Origin of the sequence: Nocardia canadensis (genome assembly GCF_032656385.1) — a bacterium.
Taxonomy (GTDB): Bacteria; Actinomycetota; Actinomycetes; order Mycobacteriales; family Mycobacteriaceae; genus Nocardia; species Nocardia canadensis.
The window spans coordinates 232,125-255,195 of the sequence record NZ_JAVCWB010000010.1 but is presented as its reverse complement, the minus strand read 5'-3'; the positions used below and the strand labels follow the sequence as shown (position 1 = coordinate 255,195).

At 73.6% G+C, this 23,071-nt stretch carries 1 protein-coding gene; it reads left to right on the top strand.

All coding sequences use genetic code 11. From position 1 onward, the window contains the following. Positions 1 to 212: 212 nt before the first annotated feature. Positions 213 to 23,012, top strand: coding sequence for a non-ribosomal peptide synthase/polyketide synthase (locus tag Q7X29_RS24820; protein WP_316575515.1), 22,800 nt, complete (start codon positions 213 to 215; stop codon positions 23,010 to 23,012). Positions 23,013 to 23,071 lie beyond the last annotated feature (59 nt).

The following is a 23,071-nucleotide window of genomic DNA, read 5'->3' as shown; positions in this document are numbered from 1 at the left end:
ATAGCTGGTTGCATGGCGGCGAGCCGGCGGGTCGCGATCGTGTCATAGCCGATCGCACTGAATGTCGGTGTGAGCGGGCGGATTTCGGGCTGGGTGTCCGAGGTTGGCCGCCCCGAGCCGATCCCGTCACCCCGGTGGGTCCGGGGGAATTCCGAGAGTTGTATTGCGGCCGCGTGGCGTCACCTGCGGTCGGTAGATGGAAGGCAGTCCAGATGACCAACACCACTCCGGCGCGCGCGGGAACAGAACAGCTGGCGGCGCTGGTGGCGACGGTCGCGGCGATGGAGCCGGCCCGGATCGCGGTGGATTTCGACGGCACCGCGGTGTCCTACGCCGACCTCGACGCCCAGCTGACGACGATGGCCGAGCTGACCGGTGGCGCACTGGACCCCGAGAGCCTCGTGCAGGTCGTGCTCGCCGAACTGTTCCCCGGCGTGGTCGACGCCGCCGACGGCACCTTCGGAGTGCTGCTGGACGCGCTGGCCGGTGACGCCCTGGCCGCCCTGGGTATGGAGCCGCCGATGGCGGGGCAGGCGCCGACCCTGGTCGACCGCTTCGCCGAGCAGCTGGCCCGCACCCCCGACCTGGTCGCGGTGCAGTTCGGCGCGCGGACGCTGACCTACGCCGAATTCGATGCCAGGGTGCGGGTGCTGGCCGGGCGGCTGGTCGCCCTCGGGGTGGGGCCGGAGGCGCTGGTCGGGCTGGCGATGCGACGCGGCCTCGAGCTGATCGTCGCGGTGCACGCGATCGTGCGCGCCGGTGGCGCCTACGTGCCGCTGGACCCCGATCACCCGGTGGACCGGCTGCACTACGTGCTCGAGGTGGCCCGTCCGGTCGTGGTGGTGACCCGGGCCGCCGACGAGCCCGATCTCAACGGCGTCCCCGTGCTGCGCACCGACGACATCGACTGGACCGCGCCGCCCGCCGCGGTGGACGGCGGCGCGCGGGCGGGCAATACCGCCTACGTCATCTTCACCTCGGGCTCGACCGGCCGACCCAAGGGCGTGGCGGTCACCCACGGCGCGATCGTGGCGAACCTGGACTGGCGCCAGCGCCGCTACGCGCTTTCCGATGCCGACGTGGTGCTGCAGAAGACGCCCTACACCTTCGACGTGTCGGTGTGGGAGCTGTTCTGGCCCTTGCAGATCGGCGCCAGACTGGTCGTCGCGGAACCCGGTCGCCACGGTGATCCCGGTTACCTGGCCGCGCTGATCGCCGAGCACCGGGTCAGCGTCACCCACTTCGTGCCCTCGATGCTGGCCGCGTTCGCCGGTGAGCTGTCCGAGACCACCGCACCGGTGGACCTGTCCTCGCTGCGGATGGTGTTCGCCTCCGGGGAGGCGCTGCCCGCCGCCACCGCCACGCGGTTGCGCAAGCTGTCGGCGACCGCGCTGCACAACCTGTACGGGCCCACCGAGGCGGCGGTCGACGTGACCGCGCACGAGGTGAGCGACGCCGACGAGGTATCGGTGCCGATCGGCGGTCCCGCCGACGACACCGGGCTGCTGGTGCTCGACGAGAACCTCGACCAGGTACCCGCGGGTGTGGTGGGCGAGCTGTACCTGTCCGGGGTGCAGCTGGCGCGCGGCTATGTCGCCCGGCCGGGCCTGACCGCCGATCGCTTCGTCGCCAATCCGTACGGCGTGCCCGGCGAGCGCATGTACCGCACCGGTGACCTGGTGCGGCAGCTGCCCGGCGGGGACGAGCTGGAATACCTGGGGCGCACCGACTTCCAGGTGAAGCTGCGTGGTCTGCGGATCGAGCTCGGGGAGATCGAGGCCGTGCTGGCCGCGCATCCGCGCGTCGGCAATGCCGCGGTGGTGCTGCATCGGCATGCCGCGGGCGAGGCGTTGGTCGGCTATGTGGTCAGTGTCGACGGCGCACCGCTCGACGAGGCCGAGCTGGTCGCGCACGCGAAGGCGTCGATGCCCGAGTACATGGTGCCCTCGCTGCTGGTGCAGCTGCCCGCGATGCCGATCAACGCCAGCGGCAAGCTGGATCGTAAGGCCCTGCCGGAGCCCGACTTCCGGGTCGCGGCCGCGGAGTTCCGCGCGCCGGTCACCACCACCGAGCGCGCCGTGGCGGCGCTGTTCGGCGATCTGCTCGACGTCGAGACCGTCGGCCTGGACGACGACTTCTTCCGCCTCGGCGGCAACTCGCTCATCGCCACCCGTGCCATCGCCCGCCTGCAGGCGAATTTCGGTGTGCGGGTGGATGTGCGGGACTTCTTCGACAATCCGACCGTCGCCGTGCTGGCGAAGCTCGTCGACGGCGGGCCCGTCGACGACCGCCCGGTTCTGGTCGCGGGCCCGCGCCCCGAGGTGCTGCCGCTCTCGCCCGCCCAGCAGCGGATGTGGTTCCTGAACCGGTTCGATCCGGAGACCGGCGCCTACAACATCCCGATCGCCGTCCGCCTGTCCGGCGCGCTCGAGCTGGACGCCCTGCGCGCCGCCGTCGGCGATCTGATCGCCCGGCACGAGGTGCTGCGGACGGTGTACCCGGAGGTCGACGGGGTCGGGACACAGCGCGTGCTGTCCCCGGCGGAGGCACTCGATGTGCTTGCGGCCGAGTCGAACTCGACCCTTCTCGCTGCCGACGCTGCGAGCGTTGCCGGCGCTACGGCCGGGTCGGGGGTCGGCGGGGTCGAGTCGGCGTCGGTGTTGTCCCGCATCCTCACGCCCATCGGTGTCGCGGCGCACGACCTTCCCGAGACGCTGGCCGCGGAGATTCTGCGCGGGTTCGATGTCACCGCCGCGCCGCCGCTGCGGGCGCGGTTGTACGAGGTCGACGGTGACCACGTGCTGGTGCTGGTGGTGCACCACATCGCCTCGGACGGCTGGTCGGCCGGCCCGCTGGTGCGGGACACCATGACCGCCTACTACGCGCGGACCGAGGGCACGGCGCCACAGTGGGCGCCGCTGCCGGTGCAGTACGCCGATTACACGCTGTGGCAGCGAGCGCTGCTCGGGTCCGAGGACGATGCCGACTCCAGGGCCGGGCGGGAGATCGCCTACTGGCGCGAGGCGCTGGCCGGGCTGCCGGACGAATCCAGCCTGCCGACCGATCACCCGCGTCCCGCCGTCGCGTCGATGCGGGGCCGCCGGGTCGAGTTCGCGCTCGACGCCGAGCTGGTGGCGACGCTGAATGCGGTGGCGGCCGAGCAGGGCGCGACCCTGTTCATGGTCCTGCACGCCGCGCTGTCGGTGCTGATCGCGCGCCTGTCGGGGACCACCGACGTGGCGATCGGCAGCCCGGTCGCCGGGCGTGGCGCCGCCGAACTCGACGATGTCATCGGCATGTTCGTCAACACCGCGATCCTGCGCACCGAGGTGCGCGGCGGGGAGTCCTTCGCCGAACTGCTCGGCCGGGTCCGCACCGGCGATCTGGCCGCGTTCGACCACACCACCCTGCCGTTCGAGCGCCTGGTGGAGGTGCTCGCGCCGCCGCGCTCGGCCGGTCGTCACCCGCTGTTCCAGGTGGCGCTGGCACTGCAGAACCTGCCGCCGACCACATTCGAGCTGCCCGGCCTGCGTGCCGCCGCCGTCGACCTGCCCTACGACATCGAGAAGTTCGATCTGTCGGTGACCCTGCGTGCGTCCGACGCCACCGGTCTGTCCGGCGAATTCTCCTACGCCACCGACCTGTTCGACGAGTCCACCATCACGCGGATGGTGCGTCGCTTCACCGGCTTGCTCGCCGCGATCGCCGCCGCGCCGCAGACCCTGGTCGCCGACCTGCCGCTGCTGATCGACACCGAACTCACGGAGCTGACCAGTCGTACCGGCGGCCCGTCCGATCCCTTCCCGCTGCTGCCGCAGGTGCTGGCCGAGGCCGCCGCCGACCCGGCCGCGATCGCGATCCGCGACGGCGCGCGCACCGTGACCTACGGCGAACTCGACGCCGCGTCCGCACGCCTGGCCGCGCACCTGACCGGTCGCGGCATCGGCGCCGGTGACCTTGTCGCCGTGAGCATCCCGCGTTCCGCCGACTCCGTCACCGCCGTGTGGGGTGTCGTGCGTTCCGGCGCCGGTTTCCTGCCGGTCGACCCGACCTACCCCGCCGACCGCATCACCCACATGCTCGCGGACTCCGGAGCGGCTGTGGGCATCACGGTCGGGTCCGTCCGTGCCGATCTGCCCGCCACCGTGGAGTGGCTCGCGCTCGACGCCGTGGCGAGCGCCGAGCCGACGGATCGGCTCGGCACGGCGGATGCCGCCGCCGTGGTCTCCGACGTCGACAGTTCTCTGCCGGCCGAACAACGTCGTGCGGTGGATCCGCTGGACCCCGCCTATGTCATCTACACCTCCGGCACCACCGGTCTGCCCAAGGGCGTGGTGATCCCGCACGGTGCCGTCGCGGCGTATCTGCCGGTGCAGGCGGGGCGGTATCGGGCGTCGGCGGACGCGCGGGTGCTGCACGTGGCCTCGCCGTCGTTCGATATCTCGGTGGCCGAGCTACTGCTGACCGTCACCGAGGGCGCGACCATGGTGGTCGCGCCGACCGGCGTGTTCGGCGGGGCGGAGCTGGGTGAGCTGCTGCGGACCGAGCGGGTGACCCATGTGATCATCACACCGTCGGCGCTGGCCACGGTGAATCCGGACGGGCTCGACGAGCTGCGGGTCGTGGTCGTCGGTGGTGAGGCGTGCCCGGCGGAACTGGTGGCGCGGTGGACCGCGGCGATCCCCGGTCTGGTGTTCCGCAACGGCTACGGTCCCACCGAGACCACCATCGTCACCAACATCAGCGCACCCCTCACGGCGACAACGCCGATCACCCTGGGCGCGCCGGTCGAGGGCACCACCGAACTGGTGCTCGACGAGCGGCTGCGTCCCGTTCCGGCCGGTGTCGTCGGCGAGCTGTATATCGCCGGGGCGCAGCTGGCGCGCGGCTACCATCGCAGGCCCGCGCTCACCGCGGGCCGGTTCGTCACCAATCCCTACGGCGCGCCGGGGGAGCGGATGTACCGCACCGGTGACACCGTGCGCTGGGTCCGCACCGGCGCCGACTGGGACCTGGAGTACCTGGGCCGCAACGACTTCCAGGTGAAGGTGCGCGGCTTCCGGATCGAGCTCGGTGAGATCGACGCCGTCCTGGCCCGGCACGCCGACGTGGACTTCGCCGCCACCCTCGGTCACCGCACCGAGGCGGGCGCGACCGTCCTCGTGTCCTACGTGGTGCCGGTCGCGGGCGCGGGCGTCGACACCGCGACGCTGATCGCGCACGTCGCCGCGCATCTGCCCGCGCACATGGTGCCGGCCGCGATCGTCACCCTCGACACCGTGCCGCTGACCCCGGTCGGCAAGCTCGACCGCGCCGCGCTGCCCGCGCCGGTCTTCGAGGCCGCCGCCTACCGCGCCCCCGAGTCGCCGACCGAGCAGGCCGTCGCCGCCGCGTTCGCCGAGGTCCTCGGCCTGGACCGGGTCGGCCGTGACGACGACTTCTTCGACCTGGGCGGCACCTCGCTGCTGGCGACCCGCTTGATGGCCCGCCTCGGCACCGACCTCGATCTCCGCATCCCGGTCCGCCAGCTCTTCGACACCACGACGGTGCTCGCCCTCGCCGCGGCCGCCGACCGGCTGCGCGGCACCGGCGCGGGCCCCGCCCTCGTCGCGGGCACCCGCCCCGATCCGCTGCCGCTCTCGCCCGCCCAGCAGCGCATGTGGTTCCTCAACCGGTTCGACCCCGGCTCGGCCACCGACAACATCCCGATGGCGGTGCGGCTGACCGGCGCGCTCGATGTCGCCGCGCTGCAGGCCGCCCTCGTCGACGTGCTCGACCGGCACGAAGTCCTGCGCACCCGCTACCCGGAGCGCGACGGACAGGCGATCGCCGAGATCCTGCCCGCCACCGGCCTCGTCCCGGAGGTGCTGCCACAGATCGTCGGCACGGCCGCGCTGACCGACGCGGTGCGCGCCTGCGCCACCACGGGTTTCGACCTGACCGTCGACGCTCCGATCCGGGCGACGCTGCTGCGCGTCACCGACGGTGCGGCAGCGGCTGATTCGTCCGGTGCGTCGCCGGTGCCGACGGACCCGGCAGCCGGCGCGGCCGAGTACGTGCTCGTGATCGTGCTGCATCACATCGCCGCCGACGGGTTCTCGTTCGGACCGCTGATCCGCGATGTGCTCACCGCCTACGGCGCCCGGGCCACCGGGAACGTGCCGCAGTGGTCGGCGCTGAGTGTGCAGTACGCCGACTACGCGGTGTGGCAGCACGCCGTCCTCGGGGACGCCGCCGATCCGGCATCGGTGGCGGCGCGACAGCTGTCGTTCTGGGCGGACACCCTCGCGGGAGTCCCCGAGCAGCTGGAACTGCCCGCCGACCGGACCCGGCCCGCGATCGCCTCGCGCAGCGGTGCGCTGCACCCGATCGACATCGATGCCGAAACACACCGCGCGCTGGCCGAATTCGCGCGGGCACGGGGTGTGACGGTGTTCATGGCGGCGCACGCGGTGTTCGCGGTCCTGCTCGCGCGGCTGTCGGCGACCACCGACATCGCGATCGGCACCCCGGTGTCGGGGCGCGGTGACCGGGCCCTCGACGACCTGGTCGGCATGTTCGTCAACACCCTCGTGCTGCGGACGCAGGTCGCTCCCGCCGCCTCGTTCACCGAACTGCTGGCCCGCGTACGCGAGACCGACCTCGCGGCCTTCGACCACGCCGACGTGCCGTTCGAGCGGCTGGTCGAGGTGCTCGACCCGGTTCGCTCCACCGCGCGCAACCCGCTGTTCCAGGTGATGCTGTCGCTCAACGAGGACACCCCGCGGGTCCTGGCCCTGCCCGGGCTCACCGTCGCCGGCGTCGATTTGCCGACCGCCGTCGCCAAGTTCGACCTCGAACTGACCCTCACCGAGCACCGCGACGAGCACGGCGCCCCCGCGGGCCTGTCCGGCGCGTTCCTCTACGCCACCGACCTGTTCGACGCGACCACCGTCGCCGGGTTCGCCACCCGCCTGCACCGGCTCCTCGACGGCGTCCTCGCCGACCCCGACCGGCCGGTCGGTGATCTCGACCTGCTCGACCCGGCCGAATCCACCGAGATCCTGACCGCCTGGAACGCCACCGACCTGCCTCTTGACGCCGCGGCCACGCTCGCCTCGCTGGTCGCCGACCAGGTCGCCGCCACGCCGGACGCCGTCGCGGTGGTCGTCGACACCGACCCGGCGGACGAACCGGTCTCGGACGCGAGCCCCGTCGGATCGCTGACGTACGCGGAGTTCGCGAGCCGAGTCCATCGTCTGGCGCGGCACCTCGTCGGCATGGGCGCGGGACCGGGAGCGATGGTCGCCGTGGCTCTGCGGCGCGGTCTCGATCAGCTCGTCGCCGTGCACGCCGTGCTCGCGGCCGGTGCCGCGTACGTGCCGGTCGACCCGGATCATCCGGCCGAGCGGACCGCGTACGTGCTGGCGTGCACGGCACCGGTCTGCGTGCTGACCGCCACCGGTCACGGTGTGGCCGTGGGGGACTCGGTCGTCGAGATCGACACCCTGGAGCTGTCGGAGCTCTCGGCGGCGCCGCTCGCCGACGAGGAACGGACCACCCCGCTGCGGCCCGATCACCTCGCCTACGTGCTGTTCACCTCCGGCTCGACCGGCAGGCCCAAGGGTGTGGCGGTGCCGCACCGGGCCGTGGTCAACCAGCTGCTGTGGTTGCAGCGCGAGTACGCGCTCACCGGCGACGACGTCGTCCTGCAGAAGACCCCGTTCACCTTCGACGCGTCGGTGTGGGAACTGCTGTGGCCGTTGCAGACCGGCGCGCGGCTGGTCCTCGCCACCGCCGACGGGCACCGCGACCCGGCCTATCTGGCCGCCGCGACCGCGCGGCACGCGGTCAGCGTCGTGCAGTACGTGCCGTCGGTGCTGGCCGCCGTCGTCGCCGAGCCGGTGCGCGCGGAGAGCCTGCGCCTGGTCTTCGCCGGTGGTGAGGCCCTGACCACCGAGCTGGCCCAGCGTGTGCGCGCCGCCACCGGTGCCGCCGTCGTGAACCTGTACGGCCCCACCGAAACCGCCGTCCAGGTCACCACCCACCGGGTCGGCGCCGAGCCGACCGCCGCCGCTCCGATCGGCACGCCCGTCGCCAATACCCGCGTGTACGTGCTGGATTCGCGGCTGCGCCCGGTGCCCGCCGGTGTTCCGGGCGAGCTGTACGTGGCGGGCGCCCAGCTGGCCGACGGCTATCACGGCCGCGCCGACCTGACCGCCGAGCGTTTCGTCGCCGACCCGTTCGGGACCGGCGACCGCCTCTACCGCACCGGCGACCTGGTGGTCTGGCGCACCGGTCACGCCGGTCCGGCCCTGCACTACCTGGGCCGCACCGACTTCCAGGTGAAGCTGCGCGGCCTGCGCATCGAACCCGCCGAGATCGAAGCCGCCCTGGCGGCGGTCCCGGGTGTCGGCCGGGTCGCGGTGATCGTCCGCTCCGACGACGATCGCCCGGACCAGCTCGTCGCCTACATCGCGCCCGCTGCCCGCCCAGGTGCGGCCGGCGACGTCGCCGGTCCGAACCCCGCGGTCAGGAGGTCGGCCGACGGACAGGCAGCGGTAGCGCAGTCCTTGACGCCGGCTGTCCTCGATGCCGCCGTGGCGGCGGTGCTGCCGTCCTACATGGTGCCCGGCGCCTACGTCGTCCTCGACGCGTTGCCGATCAACAGCTCCGGCAAGCTCGACCGCCGGGCCCTGCCCGCGCCGGAATCGCCGGAGCGGGAGTACCGCGAGCCGTCGACCGCCACCGAACGGATCGTCGCGGCGACCTTCGCCGACGTCGTCGGACTCGATCGGGTCGGCGCCGACGACGACTTCTTCGCCCTGGGCGGCAACTCGCTGCTCGCCACCCAGGTGGCCGCGCGACTCGGCGCGGCCCTGGACGCGAAGGTCCCGGTGCGGGAACTGTTCGAGGCGAGCACCGTCGCCGGTCTCGCGGTCCGCCTGGACGCGCTGCGCGGCACCGGCAGCAGGCGCGGACCGGTGGCGGGCCCACGGCCGCCACGGATTCCGCTCTCGCCCGCGCAGCAGCGCCTGTGGTTCCTGCACCGTTTCGATCCGTCCTCCACGGCGTACCACATCCCGGTCGCGATCCGGCTCAGCGGCGACCTCGACACCGCCGCGCTGCGCGGCGCCCTGGGCGACCTGATCGCCCGGCACGAGACGCTGCGCACCACCTATCCCGAATTCGACGGGCAGGCCACCCAGCTCGTCGGCGCGCCGTTCGTCCCCGCGCTCGCGGTGACCGAGATCGAGGCCGGGAACGTGGCCGCAGCCGTGGCCGCGACGCTCGACGGCGGCTTCGACATCACCACCGAGGTGCCGGTGCGCGCCGCGCTGCTGCGGGTGTCGCCGACCGAGCACGTCCTGGTACTGGTCGTGCATCACATCGCCGCCGACGGCTGGTCGATGGGGCCGCTCACTCGCGACCTGGTCGCCGCCTACGCGGCCCGCAGTGCCGGTGCCGAGCCGCAGCTGCCCGCCCTGGCCGTGCACTACGCCGACTACGCGCTGTGGCAGACCGAAGGCCTCGGCAGCGCCGACGATCCCGACGCGCCGCTGGCCCACCAGCTCGCCTACTGGACCGACCGGCTCGCGGGACTGCCCGACGTACTCACCTTGCCCGCCGACCGCCGCAGGCCGCTGATCGCCTCCAACCGCGGCGCCACTTTCACCACCACCCTCGACGCCGAACTGCACCGCCGCATCGACCAGCTCGCCCGCACGCAGCGCGCCACCCCGTTCATGGTGCTGCACGCCGGGCTCGCGGTGCTGCTGGCGCGGCTGTCGGCGGGCACCGACATCGTCGTCGGCACGCCCGTCGCCGGCCGTGGGCATCGCGAACTCGACGACATCGTCGGCATGTTCGTCAACACCCTGGTGCTGCGGGCGAGCGTGTCCGCTGCCGCGCCGTTCAGCGTCCTGCTCGACGACATCCGCGCCGGCGACCTCGACGCCTTCGAGCACGCCGACGTGCCGTTCGAAAGCCTCGTCGACGCCGTCAACCCGGCTCGCTCCCAGGGCTATTCGCCGCTGTACCAGGTGTCGCTGGCGCTGCAGAATCAGCGCACCACCGCGTTCGAGCTGCCCGGCCTGACCCTGTCCGGGCTGACCCTGCCGGACGCGCCGATCGAAGTGGACCTGGACTTCACCTTCGTCGACCACTACGCCGCCGACGGCACCGCCGACGGTCTCGACCTCGAACTGCGCTACGCCACCGACCTCTTCGACGCCGACACCATCGCGACCCTGGTCGGCATGCTGGAGCGGGTGCTGCGCGCCGCCGTCACCGCGCCCGGCACCGCCGTCGGTGACCTCGCCGTGCTCGACGACAGCGCCCGCGCGCGACTGCTCGCCGGTCCGCACGGTGACCTCGTGCCACTCGACCCCGTCCTCGCCGAACTCGGCCTGCGCGCTCCGCTGGCCGCAGATCTGGTGGACGCGGCCGCCGCCCGTGACCCGCACGCCGTCGCCGCCGTCTGCGACGGCGCCGAGATCACCTACGGCGCCCTCGCCGCCCGGGCGAACCGGCTCGCGCGCAGGCTGATCGACTGCGGCGTCGGCCCCGAGACCCCGGTCGCGGTCGCGGTGCCTCGCGGCATCGAGCTACTGGTGGTACTGCACGGTGTGCTCGCCGCCGGTGGCGTGTACGTGCCGATCGATCCGGCCCAGCCCGCCGACCGCATCGGGCACGTGCTCGAGACCGCGGCGCCGCGCCTGGTCGTCGCCGCCTCGGACGACGCGCTCGACCATGTCGACCGCGGCATCCGATCCGCTACGGCCTCGGTGCATTTCGCCGCCGCCTCGCGCTCCGGCTTCCCGGTGCTGACCGTCGCGCAGCTCGAGGACCCCGCGCAGCCGCCGGTCCACGGCGGCCCGGTCACCGATGCCGAACGCCTCGCCCCGCTGCATCCCGAGCACCCCGCCTACGTGCTGTTCACCTCCGGCTCCACCGGTCTGCCCAAGGGCGTGCTGGTCTCGCATCGGGCCGTGGTCAACGAACTGTGCTGGCTGCGTGGCGAATACGACCTGACCGCGGCCGACCGGCTGCTGCAGCGCGCGCCGCTGACCTTCGACGTCTCGCTGTGGGAGCTGCTGTGCCCGGCGCTGCTCGGCGCCACCCTGGTCCTGCTGCGGCCCGGCGGCCACCTCGACCTCGCCTACCAGGCGCGGGTGGTGCGTGAACAGGGCGTCACCATCGCCGAGTTCGTGCCGTCGGTGCTGGCCGCGATGCTCGCCGAAGGGCTGGCCGAGGACCTGCGCGGACTGCGGATGCTGCATCTGGGCGGCGAGGAACTGCCCGCCGCGCTGGCGGCCACCGTGCTCGCCACCCTGCCCGCCGAACTGCACAACACCTACGGCCCGACCGAGGTGACGATCACCAGCACCTTCCAGCACATCACCGCGCCGGTCGAGCAGACCGAGCTGCCGATCGGCAGGCCGAGCTGGAACGTGCGCGCCTACGTGCTCGACGAGCGGCTGCATCCGGTGCCCGCCGGGGTCGCCGGTGAGCTGTACCTGGCGGGCGACCAGCTCGCCCGCGGCTACCTGGGCAGGCCCGACCTGACCGCCGACCGCTTCGTCGCCGACCCATACGGCCCCGACGGCGCACGCATGTACCGGACCGGTGATCTGGTGCGCCGCGATCGCGCCGGTGCGCTGGTATACCTGGGCCGCAACGACTTCCAGGTCAAGATCCGTGGCCTGCGGATCGAGCTGGGCGAGATCGAGGCCGCCCTCGGCGACGCTCCCGGCGTCACCCACGCGACCGTGCTGCCCGCGACCGACGACGCCGGGCGGCAGTGCCTGGTCGCCTACGTCGCCGGTGCCGTCGACCCCGCTGTGGTGCGCGCGCACGTCGCGAGCCGGGTGCCCGCGTACATGGTGCCCGCCCACCTGGTGGTGCTCGACACCGTCCCGCTCAACTCCGCGGGCAAATTGGACCGTGCCGCGCTGCCGGCCGCCGACCTGTCGGTGACCACCGCGTATGTGGCGCCGCGACCGGGCGCGCAGACCGCGCTCGCTGCCGTGGTCGGTGAGCTGCTCGGGCTGCCCCGCGTCGGCGCCGACGACGACTTCTTCGACATCGGCGGCAACTCCCTGCTCGCCATGCGGCTCGTCGCCCGCGCCAACGCGGCGCTGGGCAGCGCGCTCGACGTGCGCGATGTGTTCGACGCCCCGACCGTCGCCGGCCTGGCCGCCCGTGCCGCCACCCACGGCGAGCAGCTGCCCGCGCTGACCGTGGTGGACCCGCGCCCGGCCCGGATCCCGTTGTCGCTGGCCCAGACCCGCCTGTGGCTGCTCAACCGCATCGACCCCGACTCGGCCGTCTACACCCTGCCGATCGCGCTGCGCCTGACCGGCGCGCTGGACACCGACGCGCTGTGGGCGGCGCTGGGCGATGTGCTCGCGCGGCACGAGTCGCTGCGGACGGTATTCCCCGAAGACGCCGAGGGACCCACCCAGGTCGTCCTCGCGGTGGACCGGGTGCTGCCGCCCGCCGTCGTCGGTGAGATCGCCGAAGCGGACCTGGCCGAGGCCGTCCGCGAGATCGTCGGGGCGGGCTACGACCTGACGACTCAGCCGCCGGTCCGCGCCGCGCTGCTGCGGTCGATCCCCGCCGGTCGGAACGGGTCCTCCGTCGCCGCCGCGCGCCATGGTGCCGCCCTCGCCGGTGGGGTGGCCGAAGCCGCCCTGCGCGGCGATGCGGCGTCCACGCCGAGCGAGGTCGAGCACGTGCTGGTGCTCGCGGTGCATCACATCGCCGCCGACGGGGTGTCGACCACGCCGCTGGCCCGGGATCTGCTCACCGCGTACGCCGCGCGCAGTGCGGGGCAGGCGCCGGCGTGGGAGCCGCTGCCGGTGCAGTATCCCGACTTCACGCTGTGGCAGCACGCGGTGCTCGGCGATGCCGCCGACCCGGCGTCGCGGCTGGCCCGGCAGCTGCGGCACTGGCGCGAGGAATTGGCCGGGCTCGCCCCGGCGCTGGAACTCGCCACCGATCGGCCGCGGCCCGCGGTGCGCACGGGTGCGGGTGGGGCCGTCGGGTTCGACGTGCCCGCCGACGTGCTGGCCGGGATCGAGGAGCTGGCCCGCCGCCACGGCGTCTCCACCTTCATGGTGGTGCACGCGGCCTTCGCCGTACTGCTGTCGCGGCAGGGGGCCGGAGCCGACATCGTGGTCGGAACGCCGGTCGCGGGCCGGGCCGATGCCGCGCTCGACGATCTGGTCGGCATGTTCGTCAACACCCTGGTGCTGCGGACCACGGTCGACGCGGGCGCCGGATTCGCCGACGTGCTCGCGCACGTGCGCGAGGCCGATCTGCGCGCTTTCGCCCATGCCGAGCTGCCGTTCGAGCGGCTGGTCGAGGAGCTGAATCCGGCCCGCTCGACCGCGTATTCGCCGATCGTGCAGGTGATGCTGGCGTTCGAGCACCGCGACGACACCAGCATCGAGCTGCCCGGTCTGCGGATCGACGAGTTCGCGCTGCCCGCCGCGACCACCCAGTTCGACCTGTCGCTGGCGCTCGACGAGATCACCGGCGCCGCCGGGGAACCCGGCCTGCGTGGCTGGCTGCGCTATGCCACCGACCTGTTCGACGCCGACACCGTCGCGGCCTTCGGCGAGCGCTTCGTCCGCGTCCTGGCCGCGGTGGTCGCCGACGAGGCGCGCCCGGTCGGGGAGATCGACCTGCTCGGTCCCGCCGAGACCGCCCAGCTCGCGGCGTGGAACGACACCGCCGCGCCGCTGGACACCGCGGCGACGCTCGTCTCGATGTTCGCCGCGCAAGCCGCGCGCACACCCGAGGCCGTCGCCCTCGACTTCGAAGGTCAGCGGATCATCTACGGCGAGTTCGCCGTTCGCGTCGCCCGCACGGCGCGATTCCTGATCGGCCAGGGCGTGGGTCCCGGCGCCGTCGTCGGGGTGGGCCTGCGCCGCGGCATCGACCTGCTCGTCGCGATCTACGCCGTGCAGGCGGCGGGCGCGGCCTACCTGCCGCTGGACCCCGACCACCCGGCCGACCGGATCGCCGACGTGCTGGCGACCGCGGCCCCGGTGTGCGTGCTCGCCGGCGCGGGGTTCCCCGAGACCGGCACCCGCACCGTCGATCCCGCGGACCTGGACCTGTCCGGGTTCGCCGCCGATCCGGTCACCGACGCCGACCGGATCCGGCCGCTGCGCGCGGCCGATCTGGCGTACGTGCTGTTCACCTCGGGCTCGACCGGCAAGCCCAAGGGCGTGGCGGTCAGCCACACCGCGATCGTCAACCGCCTGGTCTGGATGCAGGACGCGTACCGGCTCGACGCGAACGGCGTCGTGCTGCAGAAGACGCCGATCACCTTCGACGTGTCGGTATGGGAGTTGTTCTGGCCCTTGCAGGTCGGCGCCACCCTGGTGATCGCCCGTCCCGACGGGCACCGCGATCCCGCCTACCTGGCGGAGCTGATCACCCGCGCCGGCGTCGATGTCGCGCACTTCGTGCCGTCGATGCTGGCGGCGTTCCTCGCCGAACCCCGGGCCGCCGACTGTGTGTCGCTGCGCCAGGTGTTCGCCTCCGGTGAGGCGCTGCCCGCCGCCGACGCCCAGCGGCTGCGCGCACTGCTGCCCGGGGTGGCCGTGCACAATCTGTACGGGCCGACCGAGGCCGCCGTCGACGTCACCTTCCACGAGGTCACCGACGCCGACACCGTCACCGTGCCGATCGGCGCCCCCGTTGCCAACACCGCGCTGCACGTGCTCGACGCCCGCCTGCGGCCCGTGCCCGTCGGTACCCCCGGCGAGCTGTACCTGGCCGGGGTCCAGCTGGCCCGCGGCTATCTGGCCCGCCCCGATCTGACGGCGGACCGCTTCGTCGCCGATCCGTACGGGATGCCGGGGGAGCGTATGTACCGCACCGGCGACCTCGTCGTGCGCACCCGCGGCGGCGAACTGGAATACCTGGGCCGCACCGACTTCCAGGTGAAACTGCGCGGCCTGCGCATCGAACTCGGCGAGATCGAAGCCGTCCTGTCCGGCCTCGACGCCGTCGACCGTGCCGTCGTCACCGTCCGCGACGACGGCACCGGCGACTATCTCACCGCGTACCTCGTCCCCGCGAGCACGGAAAGCGCATGCCACGCCCCGTCCGGCGAGACACTCGCCGGCGGCGCCGCGACCGCGGCGGAAGCGCCGGCTGGGCCGGGCCTCGATGCGGACCGCTCGGACGCGGCGGCGAACCGCGACCGGTCGGGTGGTCGCGCGATCGACCTGGAGCCGGTGAAAGCCGCTCTGCGGCAGGCACTTCCGGCCTACATGGTGCCGAGCGCCTTCGTGGTACTCGACACGCTGCCGGTGAACGCGTCCGGCAAGCTCGATCGGCGGGCACTGCCCGCTCCCGAACTCCTCGCGCGCGCCTTCCGCGCACCGGCGACGCCGTCGGAGCAGCTGGTGGCCGGGGTGGTCGCGGAGGTGCTCGGCCTCGACCTGGTCGGCGCCGACGACGACTTCTTCGATCTGGGCGGCAATTCGCTCATCGCGACTCGGGTCGCCGCCCGGCTCGGGGCCGCGCTGGACCGGCAGGTGCCGGTGGCGCGGATCTTCGAGACCCCCGTGGTGGCCGCGCTGGCCGCCGCGCTCGACAGCGCCGAGGGCGCGGCTCGGCTGGCGCTGGCCGCGGGAGAGCGCCCCGCCGTGCTGCCGCTGTCGCCCGCGCAGCAGCGCATGTGGTTCCTCAACCGGTTCGATCCCGAGTCGGCCGGATACAACGTGCCGATCGCGGTGCGGCTCAGCGGGGCCCTCGATGTGGACGCGCTCGCCGCGGCCGTCGGCGATCTCGTCGAGCGCCACGAAGTGCTGCGCACCTACTACCCCGAGACCGCCGACGGCCCGGTGCAGGAGATCCTGTCCGCCGCCGAGGCCGGTGTCGCCCTGCGGGTCCGTGAGATCGCGGCCGATCAGGTCGTCGCGGCGGTCACCGCACTGGCTGCCACCACCTTCGACGTGACCGCGGGGGTGCCCTGGCAGGTCGTGCTGTACCGGCTCACCGCCGGACAGTCCACCGACGGTGACCCTGCGGGGGTCTCGGCTGCCGCGTCCTCGCAGGAGGCGGTGCTGGCCCTGGTCGTGCACCACATCAGCGCGGACGGCTCGTCCGTCCCGCCGCTGGTGCGCGATCTGATGACCGCCTACCTGGCGCGCCGCGACGGCGCCGCCCCCCGGTGGACGCCGCTGCCGGTGCAGTACGCCGATTACGCGCTGTGGCAGCGCGCGGTCCTCGGCGACGAAGCCGACCCCACCTCGGTGGCCGCCCGCCAGCTCGACTTCTGGCGCGGCGAACTCGCCGATCTCCCCGACGAACTCGCCCTTCCGCTGGACCGGCCGCGCCCGGCCGTGCGCACCCTCGCCGGCGGCACGGTGCCGGTGACGCTGGACGCCGCCACCCACGCCCGGCTGACCGAGCTGGCCAGGGACGCGGGCGCGACCCTGTTCATGGTCGTGCACACCGCGTTCGCGGCCCTGCTCGGCCGCCTCAGCGGCAGTGCCGACATCACCGTCGGCACACCTGTGGCCGGGCGCGGTGAGGCCGCGCTGGAAGACCTGATCGGCATGTTCGTCAACACCCTGGTCTTCCGCACCCGCCTGGTGCCGGGGGAGACCTTCGGTCAGCTGCTGGCTCGCCAGCGCGCCACCGACCTCGCCGTGTACGCCAACGCCGACGTGCCGTTCGAGCGGCTCGTCGAGGTGCTCGACCCGGCCCGCTCCACCGCCAGGCACCCGCTGTTCCAGGTGGGCTTGTCGTTCCAGAACTTCGAGCGCGCCGAACTGGCCCTGCCCGGAATCACGGTGTCCGCGCTGGACACCGACAGCGCGCTGTCCCAATTCGACCTGCACCTGATCGTCAGCGACGACTACGCCGCCGACGGCGCAGCCGCCGGTGTCACGGGCGTGCTCACCTACGCCGACGACGTCATCGACCCCGAGACCGCCGCGGCGATCGCGGCCCGGCTGCAACGGCTGCTCACCGTCGTCGCCGCGGCGCCGCACACACCGCTGGACGGTATCGATGTGCTCGAGCCCGCCGAGCGGACCCGCATCCTCACCGAGTGGAACGCCACCGCGCACGAGATCGACCGCACCGCGACCCTGCTCACCCCGTTCCGCGACCGCGCACGCGAGACGCCCGGAGCGACCGCGCTCGTGTCCGAGGACACCGAACTGACCTACGCCGAGCTCGACGCCCGGGTCAATCGCCTCGCCCGCCACCTCGTCGCCGAGGGCGTCGGCCCCGATGTGCTGGTGGCCCTGGCCATGCGGCGCTCGATCGATCTCGTCGTCGCCATGTACGCGGTGCTCACCGCCGGCGGCGCGTACGTCCCCGTCGACCCGGATCACCCGGCCGAGCGCATCGCCCAGGTGCTCGACACCGCCCGCCCGCACCTGGTGCTCACCACCGCGCGCGACTACTTCGACCGGCAGTCGTCGACGGGCACCGGCATCGCCGCCATGGCCTGGCCCGCGCCGCGGATCGTCGTCGTCGACACCGTCGACACCTCCGTCTACGCGGCGGACCCGGTAGCCGAGGCGGAACTTCGGGCACCCCTGCGGGATTCGAACCTCGCCTACGTCCTGTTCACCTCCGGCTCGACCGGCAGGCCCAAGGGCGTGGCGATGAGTCACGCGGGTGTGCGCAACCAGATCGCGTGGCTCAACGCGCGATACCGGATCGACCGCGACGACGTGTACTTGCAGAAGTCCGCCGCCGGGTTCGACCTGTCGGTGTGGGGCTTCTTCGCCCCGCTGGCGGCCGGTGCCACGCTGGTGCTGGCTACCGCGGACGGCCATCGCGACCCGCTGTACCTGGCCGATCTCGTCGCCGCGCGCGCGATCACCGTCGCCGACTTCGTGCCGTCGATGCTGGCGATGTTCGCCGCGCACGCCGACGCGCGCCAGCTGGCGAGCCTGCGGCTGGTGTTCGCGATCGGCGAGGCGCTCACCCCGGACACGGTGGCGGCGCTGAGCGCGAAATCCACCGCGGCCGTGCACAACCTGTACGGACCCACCGAGGCCGCCGTCTCGGTCACCGCCTGGCCCGCCGACGGCGCGACCGGGCAGACCGTGCCGATCGGGGTGCCCGAGTGGAACACCCGGGTCTACGTCCTCGACGAACGCCTGCGGGCGGTCGCCCCCGGCGTCGCCGGTGAGTTGTACCTGGCGGGCGAGCAGCTGGCGCGGGGCTACCTCGGGCGTCCCGACCTCTCCGCCGACCGGTTCGTCGCCGACCCGTTCGGCGCGGCGGGCGAGCGCATGTACCGCACCGGCGATCTGGTGCGCTGGAATCGTGACGGGGTCCTGATCTACCTGGCGCGCATCGACTTCCAGGTGAAGTTCCGTGGCCAGCGCATCGAGCTCGGCGACATCGAGACCGCGCTGGGCGGCCTGCCGCAGGTCAGCCAGGCCGCGGCGGTGGTGTCGGCGAGCCCGACCGGCGACCGGCTCGTCGGCTACGCGGTGCCGGTACCCGGCGCCGAACTCGATCCCGCGCAGCTGCGTTCGGCCCTGGCGACGGTGCTGCCGTCGTACATGGTGCCGTCGGTGATCGTCGTGCTCGACGCGTTCCCGCTCAACACCTCCGGCAAGCTCGACCGCAAGGCCCTGCCCGCACCGGAATTCGTGGCCAGGCCGTTCCGCGCCCCGGTCACCCCGGCCCAGCGCGCGGTCGCCGAGGTCTTCGGCGAGGTGCTCGGCCGCGACCGGGTCGGTCTCGACGACGACTTCTTCGAGCTCGGCGGCAACTCGCTCGTCGCCACCAGGGTCGCCGCCCGCCTCGGCGCGGCCCTGTCGACCCGGGTACCGGTGCGCACGCTGTTCGAGGCGACCACCGTCGCCGACCTGGCCGAGGCGCTCGCCGGCCGGATGGGCAGCGGCGCGGGCATCGCGCTGAGCGCTGCCCGCCGCCCGCACCGGATCCCGCTCTCGGCGGCCCAGCAGCGCATGTGGCTGCTCAACCGCCTCGATCCGGCGTCGGCGGCCTACAACATCCCGATCGCGGTGCGGCTGCGTGGCGAGGTGGACGCGGCGGCGCTGGCCGCCGCCGTTGCCGACGTGCTGGACCGGCACGAGGTGCTGCGCACCGCGTACCCGGCGATCGACGGCATCGGCCATCAGGCGGTGTGGCAGTTCGTGCCGACCCCGGTCGTGGAGACCGTCGACCCGATCGCCGTGCCCGCGATGGTGGCCGCGGAGATCGGCCGCGGTTTCGACGTCACCGTCGCGCCGCCGGTCCGCGTGCGCGTGCTGCGCTGCGCGCCCGACGAGGTGGTGCTGGTCGTGGTGATCCACCACATCAGCGCCGACGGCTTCTCCGCCGGACCGCTGCTGCGCGACACCACCGCCGCCTACCTGGCCCGGCGCGCGGGCACCGACCCCGGCTGGGCGCCGCTCGAGGTCCAGTACGCCGACTACACGCTGTGGCAGCGCGAGGTGCTGGGCAGCGAGGACGACCCCGAGTCGCCCGCCGCCCGCCAGGTGCGGTTCTGGCGCGACGAGCTGGCCGGGCTGCCCGGACTGCTCGACCTGCCCATCGACCGGCCACGCCCCGCGGTCGCCTCGCAGCGGGGCGCGAGCGTGGACACCGTGGTGGCGCCGCAGATCTGGCAGCGGGTCGGGCAGCTCGCCCGGCGCGCCGACGCCAGCGCGTTCATGGTCGCCCACGCGGCGCTGGCCGCCCTGCTGGCCCGGCTCAGCGGCACCGGTGACATCGCCATCGGCACGCCGGTCGCGGGTCGCGGCGAGGCCGCGCTCGACGATCTGGTCGGCATGTTCGTCAACACCCTGGTGCTGCGGACCGCCGTCGACCCGGCCGCGCCCTTCACCGACCTGCTGGACCGGGCCCGCCGCGTGGACCTCGACGCGTTCGAGCACGCCGACGTGCCGTTCGAACGACTCGTCGACGTGCTCGACCCGGTCCGCTCCACCGCGCACAGCCCGCTGTTCCAGGTGATGCTCGCCTTCCAGAACCTGGACGCCGCGCCCACCGAGGTCAGCCTGCCCGACCTCACCGTGACCGGGCTCGATACCGACACCGCCGTCGCCAAGTTCGACCTGGACCTGGTGCTCGCCGACACCGCCGACGGCGGCTGCGCGGTGAGTCTCACCTACGCGACCGACCTGTTCGACGCCGCCACCGCGACCCGCATCGTCGACGGCTATGTGCGGGTCCTCGACGCCGTCACCGCCGACCCGGCCCGCCCGATCGGCGAGGTCGACCTGCTCACCGACGCCGATCGGAGCCTGCTCGAAACCTGGTGTGACACCGCGCATCCGGTGGCGGCCGAGGTGCTGCCGGTCGCGTTCGACCGGCAGGCCGCCGCGACGCCGGCCGCGATCGCGCTCACCGACGGCGACGTCTCGCTCACCTACGCCGAGTTCGCGGCCCGGGTGAACCGGCTGGCCCGCCACCTCGTCGACCAGGGCGTCGGGCCGGACACGGCGGTCGCCGTCGCCGCGCGCCGCTCGCCCGACCTGCTGGTCGCGGTGCACGCCGTGCTCGCCGCTGGCGGCACCTACGTGCCGATCGACCCCGATCATCCGGCCGAGCGGATCACCCGAGTCCTGCGGATCGCGCAGCCGGTGTGCGTGCTCACCACCGCCCGCGATCGCGCCGACCTGCCGGTCATCGCCGCGCCGGTGGGGGTCGACGTGGTGGTGGCCGACACGGTCGACCTCACCGGTTACCCGGCCGGGCCGCTCACCGACGCCGAGCGGGTGCAGCCGCTGTTGCCCGAGCACACCGCGTACGTGATCTTCACGTCCGGATCCACCGGCTTGCCCAAGGGCGTCGGGGTGCCGCACCGCGCCATCGTCAACCAGCTCGACTGGCTGGCCGCCGAATTCGGGTTCGCCGCGGGCGACAGGGTGCTGCACAAGACGCCGGTCACCTTCGACGCCTCGATCTGGGAACTGCTGCTGCCGCCACGCGTCGGCGCCCGCACGGTCCTCGCCCGTCCCGGCGGACACGGCGATCCCGGCTACCTGGCCGACCTGATCGCCGAGCACGCCATCGACACCGTGCAGTTCGCACCGACCCTGCTCGCGGCCTACCTGGCCGAATCGGCGGCACGGCCGTCGGCGGCCGACCCGGTACGCAACGGCGTTGCGGGCCAAGCACTTCCGTCGACCGAAGACACCCGACCGGTCGCCGGTGGCGGAGCTGTGACGGTGCCCGTCGGTGTTCCGGCGGGTCTGCGGCGGGTGTTCGCCGGTGGCGAGATCCTGCCCGCGGCACTGGCCCAACGAGCCCGCGAGGTGACCGGCGCGCAGGTGATCAACCTGTACGGGCCGACGGAAACCGCCGTGCAGGTCAGCACCCACGTGGTGGGCGACGCCGACACGGTGACGGTGCCGATCGGCGCGCCGGTGCGGAACACCGGGCTCCACATCCTCGACGCGCGCCTGCGGCCGGTGCCGCCGGGTGTGACCGGCGAACTGTACGTCGGCGGTGCGCAACTCGCGCACGGCTACGTCGGCGCGGCCGGGCTCACCGCCGAGCGGTTCGTGCCCGACCCGTTCGCCGGGCCCGGCGAACGGATGTACCGGACCGGCGACCTCGTCCGCCTGCGGACCGGCGACAACGGTGCGGCCGACCTCGACTACGTGGGTCGCGGCGACCTCCAGGTCAAGCTCAACGGCCAGCGTCTCGAACTCGGCGAGGTGGAAGCCGCGCTGCTGCACCAGCCCGGCGTCGCGCAGGCCGCGGCGACCGTGGTGGCGGGGGCGGGCGCGGACCGGCTCGTCGGCTACGTCGTCGCGGAATCATCCGGGGCCCAGGGCGATCCGCTCGACCCGGCCGCGGTACGCGCGGCACTGGCCGCGGAGCTGCCCGGGTACCTGGTGCCCGCGGTGGTCGTCGTCCTCGACGCGTTCCCGGTCAACACCTCCGGCAAGCTCGACCGCGCCGCCCTGCCACGGCCGCAGCTGCGCCAGGCCGCCTACCGGGGCCCGGTCACCGAGACCGAACGGCTCGTCGCCGCGGAATTCGCCCGGGTCCTCGACCTGGACCGGATCGGCATGGACGACAACTTCTTCGACCTCGGTGGCAACTCGCTGACCGCGGTGCAGCTGTCCTCGCGGCTGAGCGCGGCGCTCGACGTCGCGGTGCCGGTCGCATGGTTCTTCACCGACCCGACACCCGCCGTGGTCGTGGAACGGCTCCGCGCCCGGGACGACGCGGCCGACGACGCGTTCGCGGTGCTGCTGCCGCTGCGCGCGCACGGCACCGGCGCACCGCTGTTCTGCATCCATCCCGTGGGCGGGGTGTCCTGGTCCTTCGCCGGCCTGACCCGTCATCTCGACCCCGAGCGCCCGATCTACGGTCTGCAGTCGCCCGCCCTCACCGCGGACGAACCGCTGCCCGACAGCATCGACGCCTGGGCCCGGCGCTATGTCACGGCCATCCGCGACGTCCAGCCCGAGGGGCCCTACCACCTGCTCGGCTGGTCGCTGGGCGGCCTGCTCGCGCACGCCGTCGCCACCCGGTTGCAGGCCGAGGGCGCCGAGGTCGCGCGGCTGGCGATGATGGACAGCTGGCTCGGCGACGGACCGGAGCAGACACCGCTGCCGACCGTCGGCGACCTGCTCGGCGGCCTCGCCGGCGACGAATTCGACGTGACCATCGACGCCGACGGCCTGGCCGCCGCGGCCGCCGACCTCGGCGGACCGCTGGCCGCGCTGGACCGGACCCGCCTGGCCCGCATCATCGACGCCGCCACGGCCTCGATGACGATGGTCGACGCCTACCGGCCCGAGCGCTTCGACGGCGACCTGGTCTACTTCGCCGCCACCGTCGACGACCCCACCGGCGCGCGCGGCGCGGCGAGCTGGGCCGGCGTCATCGGCGGCGCGGTGCACCGGTACGGGATCGACGCCACCCACTGGGCGATGGCGAGCGAGGCCGCACTGGCCGCGATCGCCGCCGTGCTCGACGGCGCCGGGCCCGCGGACGGCGGCGTCGACGCGGCGAGGGCCGATGCGCGAGCGGGGGTGCGGGGCGCATAGAATCGCGGAGCCGGCCGTCGAGCCTGCTGCCTGATCACCGAGGCATCCGCGCACGTCGC